Annotated in this window: 18 protein-coding genes; 2 read left to right on the forward strand and 16 right to left on the reverse strand. The window is 62.3% G+C overall.

What is annotated here, in order from left to right; translation table 11 throughout:
- Positions 1–300 precede the first annotated feature (300 nt).
- Entirely contained in the window at positions 301–438 is a 138-nt protein-coding gene (locus tag VF515_22515) for a hypothetical protein (protein ID HEX7410403.1), read from the reverse strand.
- A gap of 140 nt (positions 439–578) precedes the next feature.
- Here VF515_22515 and VF515_22520 point away from each other — a divergent pair, with 140 nt between their 5' ends.
- Positions 579–1,430 carry a hypothetical protein gene (locus tag VF515_22520; GenBank protein ID HEX7410404.1) on the forward strand — a complete coding sequence of 284 codons (852 nt, stop codon included), beginning with the start codon at positions 579–581 and terminating at the stop codon, positions 1,428–1,430.
- Here VF515_22520 and truA read toward each other — a convergent pair.
- The 6 genes from truA to VF515_22550 form a co-directional block, all read right to left on the reverse strand.
- Positions 1,420–2,178: a tRNA pseudouridine(38-40) synthase TruA gene (gene truA, locus VF515_22525; GenBank protein HEX7410405.1), complete on the reverse strand. Its 759-nt coding sequence runs from the start codon at positions 2,176–2,178 to the stop codon at positions 1,420–1,422. The genes VF515_22520 and truA overlap by 11 nt on opposite strands.
- A 65-nt stretch (positions 2,179–2,243) precedes the next feature.
- A complete protein-coding gene (locus tag VF515_22530; protein ID HEX7410406.1) occupies positions 2,244–3,263 on the reverse strand; it encodes an aspartate-semialdehyde dehydrogenase in 1,020 nt (339 codons plus the stop codon).
- Between the two features lie 16 nt (positions 3,264–3,279).
- On the reverse strand, positions 3,280–4,371 hold the full coding sequence (leuB, locus tag VF515_22535) for a 3-isopropylmalate dehydrogenase (protein HEX7410407.1): 1,092 nt from the start codon (positions 4,369–4,371) through the stop codon (positions 3,280–3,282).
- Between the two features lie 75 nt (positions 4,372–4,446).
- Positions 4,447–5,997 carry a 2-isopropylmalate synthase gene (locus VF515_22540; protein HEX7410408.1) on the reverse strand — a complete coding sequence of 517 codons (1,551 nt, stop codon included), beginning with the start codon at positions 5,995–5,997 and terminating at the stop codon, positions 4,447–4,449.
- Positions 5,998–6,245: 248 nt separating this feature from the next.
- Positions 6,246–7,151: a CDP-diacylglycerol--serine O-phosphatidyltransferase gene (pssA, locus tag VF515_22545; GenBank protein HEX7410409.1), complete on the reverse strand. Its 906-nt coding sequence runs from the start codon at positions 7,149–7,151 to the stop codon at positions 6,246–6,248.
- Positions 7,148–7,822 carry a phosphatidylserine decarboxylase family protein gene (locus VF515_22550; GenBank protein ID HEX7410410.1) on the reverse strand — a complete coding sequence of 225 codons (675 nt, stop codon included), beginning with the start codon at positions 7,820–7,822 and terminating at the stop codon, positions 7,148–7,150. Before VF515_22550 ends, pssA begins: the two co-directional genes overlap by 4 nt.
- A 231-nt stretch (positions 7,823–8,053) precedes the next feature.
- Here VF515_22550 and ilvC (VF515_22555) point away from each other — a divergent pair, with 231 nt between their 5' ends.
- Complete coding sequence (gene ilvC / locus VF515_22555; protein ID HEX7410411.1) at positions 8,054–9,154, forward strand: ketol-acid reductoisomerase; 1,101 nt, start codon at positions 8,054–8,056, stop codon at positions 9,152–9,154.
- A 96-nt stretch (positions 9,155–9,250) separates the two neighbouring features.
- On the opposite strand, the gene ilvC (VF515_22560) is transcribed toward ilvC (VF515_22555), so the two are convergent.
- From ilvC (VF515_22560) to pyrH, 9 genes are all read right to left on the reverse strand, one after another.
- Positions 9,251–10,261, reverse strand: a complete 1,011-nt coding sequence (gene ilvC / locus VF515_22560) for a ketol-acid reductoisomerase (GenBank protein HEX7410412.1) — start codon at positions 10,259–10,261, stop codon at positions 9,251–9,253.
- The gene (gene ilvN / locus VF515_22565) at positions 10,258–10,770 is read right to left on the reverse strand and encodes an acetolactate synthase small subunit (GenBank protein ID HEX7410413.1); all 513 of its coding nucleotides are present in this window, start codon (positions 10,768–10,770) and stop codon (positions 10,258–10,260) included. The genes ilvC (VF515_22560) and ilvN overlap by 4 nt, the downstream gene beginning before the upstream one ends.
- Positions 10,771–10,808: 38 nt before the next feature.
- On the reverse strand, positions 10,809–11,054 hold the full coding sequence (locus tag VF515_22570; GenBank protein ID HEX7410414.1) for a DUF465 domain-containing protein: 246 nt from the start codon (positions 11,052–11,054) through the stop codon (positions 10,809–10,811).
- 93 nt (positions 11,055–11,147) lie between these two features.
- A complete protein-coding gene (gene tsaB / locus VF515_22575; protein HEX7410415.1) occupies positions 11,148–11,828 on the reverse strand; it encodes a tRNA (adenosine(37)-N6)-threonylcarbamoyltransferase complex dimerization subunit type 1 TsaB in 681 nt (226 codons plus the stop codon).
- A 1-nt stretch (position 11,829) separates the two neighbouring features.
- On the reverse strand, positions 11,830–12,906 hold the full coding sequence (rseP, locus tag VF515_22580; GenBank protein ID HEX7410416.1) for an RIP metalloprotease RseP: 1,077 nt from the start codon (positions 12,904–12,906) through the stop codon (positions 11,830–11,832).
- Positions 12,907–12,930: 24 nt separating this feature from the next.
- Positions 12,931–13,743 (reverse strand): phosphatidate cytidylyltransferase, encoded by an 813-nt coding sequence (locus VF515_22585; protein HEX7410417.1) that lies wholly within the window; start codon positions 13,741–13,743, stop codon positions 12,931–12,933.
- A complete protein-coding gene (locus VF515_22590) occupies positions 13,730–14,485 on the reverse strand; it encodes an isoprenyl transferase (protein ID HEX7410418.1) in 756 nt (251 codons plus the stop codon). The genes VF515_22585 and VF515_22590 overlap by 14 nt, the downstream gene beginning before the upstream one ends.
- Positions 14,486–14,490: 5 nt before the next feature.
- The gene (frr, locus tag VF515_22595; GenBank protein HEX7410419.1) at positions 14,491–15,048 is read right to left on the reverse strand and encodes a ribosome recycling factor; all 558 of its coding nucleotides are present in this window, start codon (positions 15,046–15,048) and stop codon (positions 14,491–14,493) included.
- A gap of 2 nt (positions 15,049–15,050) precedes the next feature.
- On the reverse strand, positions 15,051–15,785 hold the full coding sequence (gene pyrH, locus VF515_22600) for a UMP kinase (protein ID HEX7410420.1): 735 nt from the start codon (positions 15,783–15,785) through the stop codon (positions 15,051–15,053).
- Positions 15,786–15,815 lie beyond the last annotated feature (30 nt).

Raw genomic sequence — 15,815 nt, forward strand, 5'->3', positions numbered from 1 at the left:
CGAGAGAGAAGGACAGATCAGAGTGAAGCGCTACGTTTCCAAGCAGCGCCATTCCCCTGCCGCGTCACCCGCCTAAGGTCAGGCTGACCCCTGTCACAGGCTTGCGGGACATAGGAACGAGTATTCCGAGTTCACCAGCGGATGCAGTTGATGGTCAAAATCTCTAAGGACGCGACGTGGAGCGAACGGGTGACGAGCCTGCAGTGATGGATCGTATCGAGACGACAACGCACGGTCTCGATGTGGCGCCCACGCGGCCTGGGCGTAGGGCGCAGAGCCGCGGCATGCAGTGGTCAAGGATTACTCGGAGGTCTTCTGGCCCTTGGTTTCGAGTAGCCAGTACGTTCCGGTCTGCTCCACCGCGACGAAGGCGAAATTCCAGTTTGCGGAAGGTGTCCCACGGTTGATGTGTCCTTCCTGTTTGGCTGTTGCTGACACTCACGGTGCGTGGCTGTTGCTGCGTGGCTGTTGCTGCGTGGCTTGACAATTTTGTAGTTCGCATCGTAGCATCCGCCGCCAATTGTGGTTTCCGTTAGACCGCGATCACGCCAGGAACTCTGGCGGGCGAAGGAGGGGCGATGAAAGGTGCAGTGCAGAGGTGGTTGGTAGCCAATGTTGCTGGCGTGGCCTTGACCGTTGCAGCAGGTGGCGCAGGGGCGGTTGACGTCACGGATGCCGACCGTGTGTTTGTCAATTACACGCGCGAGACGGCCACCGTCGGCGCAAAGCAATTCCGGCTCGAGGTCCGGGGACTTGTGCAGGAGGCCGAAACATCGAATCCGGACCTCAACGTGATCGGCCTGCCGATGCGTTCTCTCTATCCCGGTCAGCATGCGACGAAGGTCGACGGGGGACACATCGATCTGGTGGGTTCCTACGGTTTCGGGAAGAACGCCGAGCTTGGGTTCGTCATCCCTGGAGTGTTTCAGACGCTGCGTTTCAAGGATGCCGCGACACGGAATGACGCCGATATCGGCGACGTGCTGCTCTACACGAAGTTCAAGCGGGAAGTGGCCGAGCACTGTGCCGTTGGTGCCGGCGTGGAGTTCAGCATCCCAACCGGCCCAGCCAGCAAAGGCTTCAGCACCGGCGAGTTGGCGGCGAATCCTATCCTCTCCACGCGGTATCAGCAGGGCGCGGTCGCGGTCGGGGCCAACGTCGGCTACCAGCTCTCCACCGGCTCTGTGAAAGACGTGTTGAACTATGGCGGTGAGGTGATCGTGCGTGTCAATGACACCTACGCCATTCGTACCGAGATTGCGGGGCGCTCGTTCGACGACGGCTCTAGAGGCGTTGCCGACGTGACGGTTCTCCCTGGGGTGGACATCAACCTCGCCCACAATGTGGCGCTTCGCCCCACGGGCCTGGTGGGGCTCACCAGCTCAGCGCCGGAATGGGGAATCGGCGCGGGGGTTGCCGTCACCTTTTAGCGGCGATATCAGCGCGCTCGTAATTCACCTCTGTAAGACAAAGACCGCAGGCGGGTGCAGTCGCGCCCGCCTGCCTGCGGTCGCGTGCCGCAAGCAACTGCGGCAGATTGTCTGCGCTGCGGCTCCCGCTCCCAACCTCAACCAGTGTGCCGATGACGTTCCGCACCATGTGGCGGAGGAAGCCGTTCGCCGCAATGGTGTAGGTGAGCAGATCGCCGCTGCGAGCGAGTTCGCTGCGAAGCACCCGCCGTACTGGGTGCTTGGCTTCGCAACCGGCGGCTTGAAACGAGCTGAAATCATGCTCGCCGATCAGGTGAGCGACCGCGGCCCGCATGTGTTCGTCATCTAGCTGGCGGGGTACGTGCCAGGCGTAGCGGCGCCAGAATGGGGAGAGCCACCGCGCGTTCCAGATGCGGTAGACATAGAGACGGCTCCGGGCGGCGCGGCGCGGATCGAAGTCATCGCTGACGACGGCGACGCTTCGGAGGCATATGTCCCGCGGCGTCAGGGCATTCAGTCCGCGCAGCAGCGTCTCCGCTGGTACCATGCGCTGGAGGGAGAAGCTGATCACCTGCCCGGAAGCATGCACGCCCGCATCGGTGCGGCCGGCAGCCACGACCGCCGTGGATTCGCCGGTCATCTGTACGATCGCTGCTTGTAGGACCGCCTGAATGGTCCGGCCGTTCGGCTGCACCTGCCAACCATGGTAGTCGGTGCCGTCGTATTCCAGGACAAATTTGAAACGCATGGAAAAGCCCTCAGCTGCTGCCGGCGGCAGAGAAGACAGGCAACGCCGCACCGTTCGTGCGGCGCTTACAGGTAATCGCGGATGAGCAGTTCCGCGATCTGCACGGCATTGACTGCGGCGCCTTTCCGCAGGTTATCGATTGCCATCCAGATGTCGAGGACATTGAGCGACTCGTCCTCACGAATACGCCCTACCAAGGTGGCGTCGTGCCCCACCGCCTCAATTGGCGTCGGATACTCCAGGGTTCCGGCGTCATCGCGCAGCAGGACACCAGGGGCCGCCCGCAAGATATCACGTGCATCGGTCGCGGTAAGTTTGCTGGCCGTTTCCACGTTTACAGACAGTGCTCCTCCGTAAAAGATGGGTACACAGGTGCGGGTGACGCTGACCGGCAGTGACGGATCGGCGAGCAACCGCCGCAACGCCGCGGCGACCTGCAACTCGCCACGTGAGGTGCCGCCTGCCAGGAACTCTCCCACTTGCGGCAGGACATTGAACGCAATGCGGTGCGCGAATACCTCGTTGTCGACGCTGCGCCCGTTCATCAGTTCTACTGTCTGCCGTTGCAACTCCTCGATGCCGGCCTGGCCGGCGCAGCAAACGGATTCGAATGTCGAACACACCACGCGGACGATTCCCGCCGCATCGTGCAGTGGCTTCAAGCCGACCCCCAGGGCTACTGCCGGTGGGTCGGGGCTCACTACGATCCCACGGTTCAGATACGCGCTCAGGTCGGCGGCGTTGACCTCCGGTACCACGAGGGGCACATCTGGATCGCCGGCCAGCAGCGGGCTCGTGTCGATGACGATGGCCCCCGACTCGGTGGCTCGTTCCATCCATTCGGCGCTTACCTGCTCGCCGGCGGCGAAAAACACCAGATCGTCCCCATCGAAGCGTGCGCGCTCGAGCATCTCGACCCGCGCCATGGCGCCGCCGCAAGAGACCTCGTCGCCCGCCGAACGGATGGAGGCGTAGAGTTGCAGATCGCCGATCGGAAAATGACGCTGCTGGAGCGCGGCCACGATTCCGCTGCCCACCAAACCGGTGGCACCGACCACAGCGACGGTATAGGTGGACTTCTTCATGGGTAGCGGCGCGGGCTCACTGCTCTATACGCTGCGTGACGAGCGCTCCCATTTCGCGGCACCCAATGGCGCGCGTGCCGGGCGGCGCAATGTCCGCTGTCCGGTGACCTTCCGCCAACACGGCGGCGACAGCACCCTCGATCACGTCAGCCGCCTCGGGCTGTCCAAGCGAGTAGCGCAGCAGCATGGCCGACGACAAGATCGTGGCCAGCGGATTGGCGGCATCGTGACCAGCGATGTCGGGCGCGCTCCCATGAATGGGTTCGTACAAGCCCCGCGGGTGTCCGAGGCTGTTGAGTGACTGTCCGAGCGACGCCGACGGCAGCAAGCCCATGGATCCCGCCAGCATCGATGCCTCGTCGGTGAGGATGTCGCCGAACATGTTTTCCGTCGCGATCACGTCGAAATCCCTTGGCCGGCGCAGCAGGTGCATCGCCATGGCATCCACCAGCATGTCTTCGTACGCCACGTCAGGGTACTCGCGCTGCACCTCGTGCCCGATCTCACGCCACAGCCGTGACGAAGAAAGGATGTTCGCTTTGTCGACCGAGGTGAGCTTCTTCCGTCGCGTGCGCGCCAATTCGAACGCCGTGCGCAGGAGCCGCGTGATCTCCACTTCGTTGTAAATCAACGTATCGACCGCCTCGCGGCCATCCGCGCCCTGGCGTTGCTCGCTCGGTTTGCCGAAGTAGATCCCGCCGGTCAGCTCGCGGACGACGACGAGGTCGACGCCGCGGAGCACGTCCGGCTTTAGGGAAGACGCGTCGAGTAGTTCGGGAAAGACCCGTACCGGGCGCAGATTGGCAAACAGGCCGAGCCCTCGGCGCAACCCGAGCAAGGCTTGCTCCGGACGGACCGGGGCGCGCGGGTTGTCCCATTTCGGCCCGCCGACGGCGCCGAGAAGCACGGCGTCGCTGGACTGTGCCAGGTGCAGCGCGCCGTCGGGTAGCGGCGTGTGGAACGCATCGATGGCCGCACCGCCGACAATAGCTTCCGTGAAGGCCAACGAGAAGTGAAAGCGGCGGGCGCACGCTTCCAGCGCCTTTTTCGCTTGCTCCACGACCTCGGGACCGATGCCGTCCCCCGGTAACCCCAGAATCTTCACCATGCCCTCCAGATCACTTGCTCGTTCGAATTACTGCGGCGTCCTTGCGACCCACATGCCACGTCAGTTTACTGTAGCTCATGGCCCCCCCTCACGCACCTGCTGATAGTGCGTGCGCCGATACTGCAGCTTATTGAGGGCGTTCAGATAGGCAAGGGCGCTGGCCTGGATGATGTCGGTGTGCGCGCCCTGTCCGGTGGCGGTGAAGCCCTCGTGGTTGATCAAGCACGACACCTCACCCAGCGCGTCGGTACCGCCGGTGATCGCCTTTACCGCATAGCGTTCGAGCTTGGGGCTGATGCCGGTGATCTTCGAAATCGCCTTGTAACAGGCATCCACCATGCCGTCGCCGTCCGCTTCATCTCGACATTCCGCCGCGCCGACGCGCAGGCGGACCGCCGCGTGCGGCAACGTCCGGTTGGATGACGTGACGTTGAGTTCGAGCAGCTCAAACTGATCGGGGACCCGTACCGCTTCTTCGGTGACAATGGCGATGAGGTCTTCGTCGTACACGCTCTTCTTCAGATCGGCCAGCGCCTTGAAGCGCTCGAAGGCCTTGTTCATGTCGACCTCGTACAGCTCGACCCCGAGCTGCTTGAGCCGGTCGGCGAAGGCGTGACGGCCGGAGTGCTTGCCGAGCACCAGCTTGTTGCTACTGATGCCTACCGATGCCGGCTGCATGATCTCATAGTTCAACGTATCTTTGATCACGCCATCTTGGTGGATGCCGGCCTCGTGGGCGAAGGCGTTGTCGCCGACGATGGGCTTGTTGGCTGGAACCGTCAGGCCGGTGACCTGCGCGAGCAGACGGCTGGCGGGGTAGATCTGTTCGGTCACGATGTTGGTGCGCAGGTTGAAGAAGTCCTTGCGCGTATGAATCGCCATGACGATCTCTTCCATCGAGGCGTTGCCGGCGCGCTCCCCGATGCCGTTGATGGTGCACTCGATCTGTCGGGCGCCGTTGCCAGCGGCGGCCAGAGAGTTGGCGACAGCCATGCCGAGATCATTGTGGCAGTGGGCGCTCCAGGTAACCAGATCGCCGCCCGGCGTGTTGGCGACGAGGTAGCGGAAGAGGGCGCCGTATTCCTCGGGTACCGCATACCCGGTCGTGTCGGGAACGTTGAGAACCACCGCACCGCTCTTGATCACCTCACCGAAGACTTGCGTCAGGTAGTCCCGATCGCTGCGCGAGGCGTCCTCGGCCGAGAACTCGATGTGGTCGATATACTTTTTCGCATACTGCACCGCCCAGCACGCGGCGTCGACGACTTCCTGGCGGCTCATCATCAGCTTGCGCTTGAGGTGAATGTCGGAGGTGGCGATGAAAATGTGGATGCCGGGCCGCTTGGCCTTCTCCACACTCTTGATGGCGCGCGCAATGTCGGCTTCGCGAGTGCGCGCCAGACTGAGCACGATCGGCGTGGTCACTGCCTGTGCGACCCGGGCGACGGACTCGAAATCCCCCAGCGAGGATGCTGCAAATCCTGCCTCGATCACGTCAACGCGCAACTTCTCGAGCTGGCGTCCGATCAGCAGCTTCTCCTCGACGTTCATGGTCGCACCTGGCGACTGCTCCCCGTCGCGCAGGGTGGTGTCGAAAATCTGTATAGTGTCCTGGTCGTGGGTCATCTTACACCTCCGTGTTGCACGCTCCGAAATACAAAGGGCCACGAGGGAGCTACCCGTGACCCTTCTGAATGCACAAACGCCACGGACAGCGTGCCCGCCCGTGGCGTCCTTCGGCTGCGTATGTTTGCCTACGCTCCCGCGGACGCACCGGGCGGGCCCAGAAGCAGGAGGCTGAGCAACAGCGACAACCCGCGTACGTCCTGAGAAATGTCCATGACGACAATCTGTAAAGTAGGGCACCTAGCTTGTCAAGGGGCGGTCTTCCGCCAACGCCCGCCGACAAGACCAACCGGTCGGGCTGCCTTCGGCGTGCCCGCTGGGGATTCGTCGGAGCGGTGGCCACTGGCGGGCGCCACCGGCCCCGCGTCTCCTGGACGACCGCGACGGCGCATCTGCGTCCGCAAACGCCTGCCACGCACGAAGACCCAGCGAAACGGACCGGATGACGCGTACAGGAAGAAGCTCGCAAACAGCATGATCTGGGGTTCGGCGATAAACAGCTTCAGCAGCACGATGATGGCGATCAGCATCCAAAACGGCTGTCGCCGGTAGAGATCGGTTTCCTTGAAACTGAAGTATTTCAGATTGCTGACCATCAATCCCGCCAGCGCGTACGTCACCAGCAGCAGCACCAAGTGCCCCCGCGTCGGTCCTTCTCCACCAAGATAGTAATAGAGCAAGACGATTGAGGAAATGAGCTCCGCGGCGGCAGGGATCGGCAAGCCGACGAAGTGCCGTTTCTCGGCATTCTCGTACTGTACGTTGAAACGGGCCAGGCGCAACGCGCCGCAGGCGACGTACAACGACGCCGCCAGCCAGCCCCAGTTTCCCCATGGCTCGAGGGCCCAACGATACACCAGGATGCCGGGAGCCACCCCGAAGGCGACGAGATCAGCGAGGGAGTCGTACTCGATGCCGAATCGCGTCGTCGAGTGCGTCAACCGCGCGATTCGACCGTCGAGGATGTCGAAGATGTTGGCCACCAAGATGGCGATGGCGGCGCGCTCGAAATCGGGACGAAAAGTAGCGATGACTGAGTAGAAGCCGGCAAACAAACCAGCCGTCGTAATCAGGTTGGGCAGGATATAGACGCCTTTGCGAATCGGCGTTGCACTGCTGCGGGCTGGGAGCGTCGGCTCCCCTTCATCGGTCATGTCCACCGAGCAATCACCGTGCTGCCGCCCCGGGCGCGGCTGCCGACCTCGACGCACACCTGCGTGTCCGGCGGCAGGTAGAGATCGGCGCGGGATCCGAACATGATCATTCCGAAACGCTGGCCGCGGTCTGCCTGCATACCAACGCGAAGATAGCAGACAATGCGACGGGCAAGAAACCCGGCGATCTGCACGAAGCACAGCCGCCGGCCATGCTCGTCTTCCATCACAACGGCATTTTGCTCGTTGTCGAGAGATGCCTTGTCGGCGAAGGCGCGGAAATACTTGCCGTGGTTGTAGCGCAGATCGATCACACGCCCCGTAATCGGTACGCGGTTCACATGCACATCCAGTGGCGACATGAAGATGCTCACCAGTGTCGCTTCGCCGTGCAGGAAGCGGTCGTCCTGGATGCGCGCCACCTTGATGACACGCCCGTCTGCTGGTGAAACGATGAGGTCCGGGCCGCTGGGGATGAGCCGTTCCGGGTCGCGAAAGAAGCTGAGGACAAACGCCAACAGCACCGTGCCGAACGTCCCGCCGACCAGTCCAGTGAACCACCACAAGGCGACGGCTGCGGCAAGAGCGGCGGCGATGAGCGGGTATCCCTCACGGGCGATGGGCAGGCCAGATCGATGTGTCGACGGGGCCGGAATGGTCGAGGTCTCCACAGCGACCAGACTATAGCGGAACGTTGCGCGCTCCCCAACTGCCGCGGGATCGCGAGCTGCTCCGCGGTCTACAAATCCGGCGCCGCGATTGAGTTTCTGACCAGAGTATGGAGAATACAACGATAACCCGGCATCCGGACAAGGAGGGTGGAACGCGAGCACTGGTGCGTTCGTTGGGGCCCTGGAACGGAGCGGGATTTCTCACGAACCGACAGAAGGAGGATAAGCACTGTGGCAATTATCGATTTTGGAGGGACGAAGGAAGAGGTCGTCATGCGGAACGAGTTTCCCATGGCGCGCGCGCGGAAGGTTCTCAAAGACGAGACGATCGCGGTCATTGGATACGGGGTGCAGGGACCCGCGCAAGCCTTGAACATGAAGGACAATGGGTTTCGCGTGGTCATCGGTCAGTCCCGCCAATTCAAGCGGGATTGGGACCGCGCTGTGAAAGACGGATGGAAACCGGGAAAAGATCTGTTTGACATGGAAGAGGCCGCCGAGCGCGGGACGATCATCGAGATGCTGGTGTCCGATGCGGCGCAGAAAGCCATCTGGCCCGCGATCAAGAAACACCTCAAACCCGGTGACGCGCTGTATTTCTCGCACGGGTTCTCCATCGTGTACCGGGATCAGACGAAGATCATTCCTCCCAAGAATGTTGATGTGATCATGGTGGCCCCCAAAGGGTCGGGCACGTCGGTTCGTCGCAATTTCCTTTCGGGCGCCGGTATCAATGCCAGCTTCGCCGTCGAGCAAGACGCGACCGGTCGGGCGCGGGAGCGCTGCATGGCGCTCGGCATTGCCATTGGATCCGGATACCTGTTCCCGACCACGTTCCAGCATGAGGTATTCAGCGACTTGACCGGTGAGCGCGGGGTGTTGATGGGTGCGCTCGCGGGCATCATGGAGGCGCAATACGAGGTCTTGCGGAAACATGGCCACAGCCCGAGTGAGGCGTTCAACGAGACGGTCGAGGAGTTGACGGAAAGTCTGATCCGGCTCGTCGGTGAGAACGGTATGGACTGGATGTACGCCAACTGCTCCGCCACGGCGCAACGCGGGGCGCTGGACTGGAAGCCGAGATTCAAGCGAGCGGTGCTGCCGCTCTTCAACGAACTCTACCAGCGCGTGGCGACTGGGGTGGAGACACGGCGCGTGCTCACCGCGTGTGGCAAGCCCGACTACCAGCAGCAGCTCACCAAGGAGCTGCAGACCATGGGCAACTCGGAGATGTGGCTGGCCGGCAAAGCCACCCGCGCCCTGCGCCCGAAGGAAGCCGCAAAGAAAACCTCGAAGTCAACGAAGGGAATCGGCGGCAGAGCCTCCAACTGACGTCGCGGGAATCGCCGAAACGGGGGGCCGTCTCTTTTTGGGGACGGCCCCCCGTCGTCAATGGCGGCGGTGAGCGATAACTTCTGCGCCCTTGCCTTACCGAGGAGCAGCCGACCGGCCGGGGGTCAGCCAAGGTATCAGCGCGCGGACCTTGGCGCCGACTTCTTCGATCGGGTGCTTCGCGGCTTCCTTCCGCAGCTCCTTGAAGTGCGGCATGCCGCAGCGGTACTCGGTGATCCATTCCTCGGCGAACTTGCCGCTCTGAATGTCGCCCAGGATCTCTTTCATCGCCTGGCGCGACGCCGGGCCGATGACCTTCTTGCCGCGGGTCATGTCGCCGTACTCGGCCGTGTTGCTGATCAAGGAATGCATGCCGGCGATGCCGCCCTCGTAAATGAGATCGGCGATGAGCTTCACCTCGTGCACGCACTCGAAGTACGCCATCTCCGGCGTGTAGCCGGCCTCCACCAGGGTTTCGTAGCCGGCACGAATCAACTCGGTGAGGCCGCCGCACAACACGGACTGCTCGCCGAAGAGATCTGTTTCCGTCTCCTCTTTGAAGCTCGTCTCGATCACCGCCGCGCGAGTGCCACCGAGACCTTTGGCGTAGGCGAGGCCGACCTGCTTGCTGTCCTTCGACGGATCCTGATGCACCGCGAGCAGACAGGGGACGCCACGCCCCTTCTGGAATTCGCTGCGCACCTGGTGCCCGGGGCCCTTGGGTGCGACCATGAACACGTTGATGTCTGGCGGTGGGACAATGTGCCTGAAATGGATGTTGAATCCGTGCGCAAAGGCGAGGTATTTGCCGCTACGTAAGCCCGGCGCCACGTCGCGTTCGTACAACTCGCCACCGAGCTCGTCCGGCGCCAGCATCATGATGACGTCGCCCAGCCTGGCCGCCTCCGCTGTCTCCTTGACGGTCAGCCCCGCGGCGAGCACCTTCGGCCACGAGCTGCTGTCACGCCGCAGACCGACGACGACCTCCGTGCCGCTGTCGCGCAGGTTGTTGGCGTGCGCATGCCCTTGGCTGCCGTACCCAATGATGGCGATCGTCTTGCCCTGCAGATATTTCAGGTCGGCATCTTTGTCGCCGCAAACCTTCATGCGGCCTTATCTTTACCTTGCGCGGTGAGCAGGTTCATGCCGCGGTGCATGGCGACTTTACCGGTGCGCACAATCTCCCTGATGCCCAACGGAGTGAGGAGTTCGAGGACAGCTTGGATCTTGCCTTCGTCGCCGGTAAGCTCGAGGATGTAAGAGCGTGGGCCAACATCGATGACCTTACCGCGGAAGATGTCGATGATGTTCATGACCTCGGCCCGGGTTTTCTCGTCCGCGGTCACTTTGACCAGAGCCATCTCGCGCTCGACGTGCGGGCTGTCGGCGAAATCGATCACCTTGATTACGGATACCAGTTTATTGAGCTGCTTCTCGATCTGTTCGAGGACCTGATCGTCGCCGCGAGTGACCAGCGTGATGCGCGACACGGTCGGGTCGAGGGTTTCCGCTACCGTGAGGCTTTCGATGTTAAAACCGCGGCCGCTGAACAGCCCAGCAACGCGAGCGAGAACACCGAACTCGTTTTCCACCAACACCGAAATCGTGTGCCGCATGAGTCCCTTTCAGCGTGCACGAAACCGCCGCGATCGGCTCACCCCGCGCTGGCTCTTCCGGCTGTGCCGCGGTGTTTTTCCAGGATCTCCATGATGCGGTCTTTCCCGCTCAGTTTGAGTTTCTGGATATGCTTCTTTTCGACTTCTTGTTCCGCGGTGAGGTACGGCCGTCGGTGCAATTCCGCTAGGCGCCGCTCCAGCGCCAGATGCTCTTCGTAATGCCGCTTGAGTTCCTCATCACTGGGCAGCAACGTGTGAATCAACTCTTCGTCTTTTTTTTCCATAGCTGATCTCCGCTGGCAGGCAGCACACGATTAGCGCAGCGTCCCGCCTGTGTCAAATTCGTCCACCGGCGGAAAACATTGAATTCTATGCATTTATGGCGATTTCAGCTCCGCTTCGCAGGGACGGATGTAGACCGGCTCAAGGTGCGAAACAGCGTCTGGCTGTCCAGCCTCCAGTCGTTCCTCACCCATCGCCGCAACCACCCCGCCACGGGGTCCGTGCGAGTCGGAGGGCAGCAGCGTGGCGCAGGGGCCTAGCCGGCTCTGCAAGAAGGAGCCGTAGGCCGCGACCGCATCGCCCAAGATCACGCATGGCCGGGGCAGTTTCTCCAGCAGTGCTTCGGGCGACAGCAGCAGGTCATCGGTGAGACGCTTCAGGCTGCCGCGAGACGTTTCGAAGCATGCCGCATACAACTCCCCCTTGCGGGCGTCCAACAGGGCGCAAATGGCGCCGTTCCGATCGGTAACGGTGCGTGCCAGGGCTTCGAGCGTTGGCACCGCGATCAGGCGCGCGCCGGTGGCGTAGGTGAGCCCTTTGGCAACACACAGACCAACACGAAGCCCGGTAAACGACCCCGGTCCACCCGAAACCGCCACGGCGTCAAGGTCGCGCGCAGCGCAGCCGCCGGTTCGCAACACTTCATCGATGAGTGCCAAGAGCGAAACGGCATGACTGCCTTCAGCGACCTGGGATTTCTCGAAGACGACTTGGCCGTCGATGCGTAATCCTACGCTCGCCCTCCTGGTCGCTGTATCCAGACCGAGGATACGCACCCTATCCCCAGCCGTGCACCACCCGCGCAATATCGTTGTAGAACGCAAAGGCCATCAAGCTGATGAGCAGGACCAGCCCCACCTGCTGGGCGATCTCGCGGTGCCGGATGTCGAGCGGTCGGCGCATGAGTGCTTCCGCAGCAAAGAACAAGAAATGGCCGCCGTCGAGAATGGGGATGGGCAACAGATTGAGCACGCCGAGATTGATGCTGATCACCGCCATGAAATTCAGCAGATACTCCAAGCCCAGCCGGGCTTGCTGGCCCGCCGCCTGCACAATCAGAATCGGACCGCCGATGTCTTTCGCCGGAATCCTGCCTTGGAAGATCTTGGCGACGCTGATCAGCAGCGTTTCGACCCACCAGGCCGTTTGCCGGGCGCCCATGCCGATGGCAGACAGCACGCCAACTTTTTCTTCGTCGAAGCCACGCTCGATGCCGATGACGTAAGCGGTGCCGAGCGTTTCCCCGAAAATGCTCTTATCTGGCTTGGCTTCAGGCGTGACCTGCAGTTGCTGGGCGGTGCCCTCACGCTGGAGTGTCAGCATAATCGTACTGCCACCGCTGGCCCGGATGGTTTCTGACAGTTTGTCCCATTTGTCGATGGGAATGCCGTTGACGCTGGTGACGATGTCGCCGCTTCTCAGCCCCGCCTTGGCCGCCGGCATGTTCTCGATGACGCCGCCGACCTTTGCCGTATCGCTCGGCACGCGAGCCCCGTAGATTGCAAACACCAGGCTGAACGCCACGAAGGCGAACAGGATGTTGGCGCCTGGGCCAGCGGCCACAATGGCCATGCGCTTCCACAATTTCTGATGCTGAAAGGCAATCTTCTGATCTTCCGGATCGACCTCTTCTTCGGGGTCTTCGCCGACCATCTTTACGAAGCCGCCCAAGGGAATGGCGCTGAGGACATACTCCGTTCGCCCGATGCGGCGGCCGATGAGCTTGGGCCCGAAACCGAGTGAGAACTTTAGGACCCCGACGCCCGTACGCTTGGCGACGAGAAAATGTCCCAGTTCGTGAAACAAGATCAAAAATCCGAGGACAACAACTGCTGCCACGATGCTGGTGACCATTTACGCTCCTGATTCCGTCGGTGATTACTGGCTGTAGATCACATAGTAGTATAGAAAAGTGACCGGGAAAAGGAGGCTGTCGATGCGGTCCAGCACCCCCCCGTGGCCCGGAAATAGCCAGCCCGACTCCTTGACCCCGAAGGTCCGCTTCATGATCGATTCGCTCAAGTCGCCGAGTTGACCGATCACCGCCATGACTGCGGAGAGCCAGAGCGCCTCGTTCCAGGTGAGTTCCTGTAGAAAAATGAACTTGGATGCGGCGCCGCCGAGCAAGCTGGCAGCCACGATGCCCAGTGAACCCTCGACGGTTTTGCCGGGGCTGACACGGGGCATGAGCTTGTGGCGCCCAAGCGCGTGGCCGACGAAGTATCCCCCCGTGTCACCGGCCATCCCAATGACCAACACGAAGATCACCCATCGCGGGCCGAGGCCGCCGACGCCGTGGAGCCAGATAAAGTGTGGCAGGAGGAAACCGACGTAAAACACGCCGATCATCGACAGCCCCAGGTCCCGCAATCCTTGTTCGAAATCCGGCCGGATGAGCAGGACCCACACCAGACCTGCAACGACCACGAGCGCCAGCGCGGCATGGAGCACCTGGGAGGCGCGCGGTTCAGCGCCGACCCAGGCCGCGCCGAGCAACAACACTGCGCCCAAGAGCATGGTCAGCCCTCGCTCTCCCGCTTGCGTGGAAAACGCCATCGCGGCGTACTCGGCAATGCCGATCAGCCCAACGGCCACGACGAGTACGGTAACCGGCCGCGGGGACCGGTAAAGAATCACTGCCAGCAGGAGGGGGATGGCAACCGCGGCTGTTGCCAGCCTAGCGCGCAGCACGCAGCCGCTCCCTCTCTACCTGCTCGGCCACGCGGCCGAACCGTCGGTCGCGTTGCTGATAGTGCGCCAGGGCTTCGAGGAACTCCGGCTCTCGAAAATCCGGCCACAGCGTCTCGGTAACGTAAATTTCGGTGTAGGCGCTCTGCCACAGGAAGAAGTTCGACAGGCGCATTTCGCCACTGGTCCGGATCAGCAGATCCGGATCCGGCATGCCGGCGGTGTCGAGGAAACCGCTGAAAACGCCCTCGTCGATCGCCTCGGGCTGCACGCGGCCTTCGCGCACGGCTTGGGCCAATGCGCGCGCCGCTTGCACGATCTCTTCACGCCCGCCATAGCTGACGGCCAACACCACGGTCATACGGCGGTTGTTTTGGGTGGCCTTGACGGTCTCCTCCAACTCCCGTTGCAACGCCGCCGGCAGCCGCGTGATGTCGCCAATGGCGAGCAAGCGGATCTCGTTCTTCATCATCTTGCGCAACTCCGTGCGCAGGTAGCGCCGCAGCAACGCCATCAGGGCATCGACTTCGCGGCGCGGGCGGCTCCAATTCTCCGTGGAGAAAGCGAACAAGGTGAGATACTCGATGCCCAGCCGCCGGCTGGCCTCCACTACTGCACGCACGGAGTCTTTCCCGCGCTTGTGGCCCTCAATGCGGCTCAGGCCGCGGCGCTGCGCCCACCGGCCGTTGCCATCCATGATGACGGCCACGTGGCGGGGGAGCCGGCTGGGATCGAGCGCTGTCACCGCGCTCAGACCTCCATGATCTCGTCTTCTTTGGCTTTGAGGACCTGATCGACCCGCTCGATGTACATCTTCGTGATCTCCTGCGCCTTCTCCTGCGCGCGCCGTAGATCGTCCTCCGTGATCTCTTTGTCCTTCTCCAGCGATTTGAGCAGATCGAGCCCGTCACGACGGTGATTACGGACGGACACCCGATAGTCTTCGGCGACTTTGCGGATGTGTTTGACCAGATCGCGCCGGCGTTCTTCGGTCAGCTCGGGAATCGGTACCCGCAGGATCTTGCCGTCGTTGACCGGCACGAGACCCAGATCCGACTGCAGGATGGCGCGCTCGATCTGTGCCAACGCGGTCTTGTCGTACGCTTGAATCACCAGCAACCGCGGCTCCGGTGCCGACAACCCCGCCAGCTGATTGAGCGGGGTGCGGGTGCCGTAGTAGTCGACCACGATACCCTCGAGCAGCGACGTCGAGGCCCGGCCGGTTCGGGTGCGGGCAAGATCACGCCGCAACGCGTTGACGGTGCGTTCCATTTCCTGCCGTAGCTCTTCAACGACTTGGTCGGTCATGGTCAATGCACGATGGTGCCGATGGACTCCCCGCCGACCACACGCTTGATGTTGCCGTGGGTGCTGAGGTCGAAGACGATGATGGGTAAGGCGTTGTCCATGCAGAGCGAGATGGCGGTGGAATCCATGACTTTCAGGTGGCGGCTGAGGAAATCGATGTAACTCAGCTCCTGGAATTTCTTGGCCGACGCGAACAGCTTGGGGTCCGCATCATAGATACCATCCACATTTGTGGCCTTCAAAATCACCTGAGCGCCGACTTCGACGGCGCGCAAACTGGCGGCGGTATCCGTGGTGAAAAAGGGGTTGCCCGTGCCGGCGGCGAAAATCACCACCCGTCCCTTTTCCAGATGGCGGTTGGCACGGCGGCGTATGTACGGCTCGGCGATTTGTTGCATGGTGATGGCCGAGAGCACCCGGGTCATGACCCCGATGCGCTCCAAAGCGTCTTGCAGCGCCAGCGCATTGATGACAGTGGCGAGCATGCCCATGTAGTCGGCACTGGCGCGATCCATGCCCTGCGCGCTACCCGCTATACCACGAAAAATATTGCCGCCGCCGATGACGATGGCAAGCTGGCAGCCCAATCCGTGAACGTCTTTGATTTCTGCCGCAATGGCCTGCAGCACCTCCGGATCGATACCGTAGCCGTTGGCTGCGGTCAGCGCTTCGCCGCTGAGCTTGAGGAGCACCCTGCTATAGCACAGAGTGCCCGGCTGACGTTCCGCTGCCGGCATGACCGTCGAAGGCGCGTGACTCACCGTCGT

The sequence above is a fragment of the Candidatus Binatia bacterium genome (assembly GCA_036382395.1).
Taxonomy (GTDB): domain Bacteria; phylum Desulfobacterota; class Binatia; order HRBIN30; family HRBIN30; genus JAGDMS01.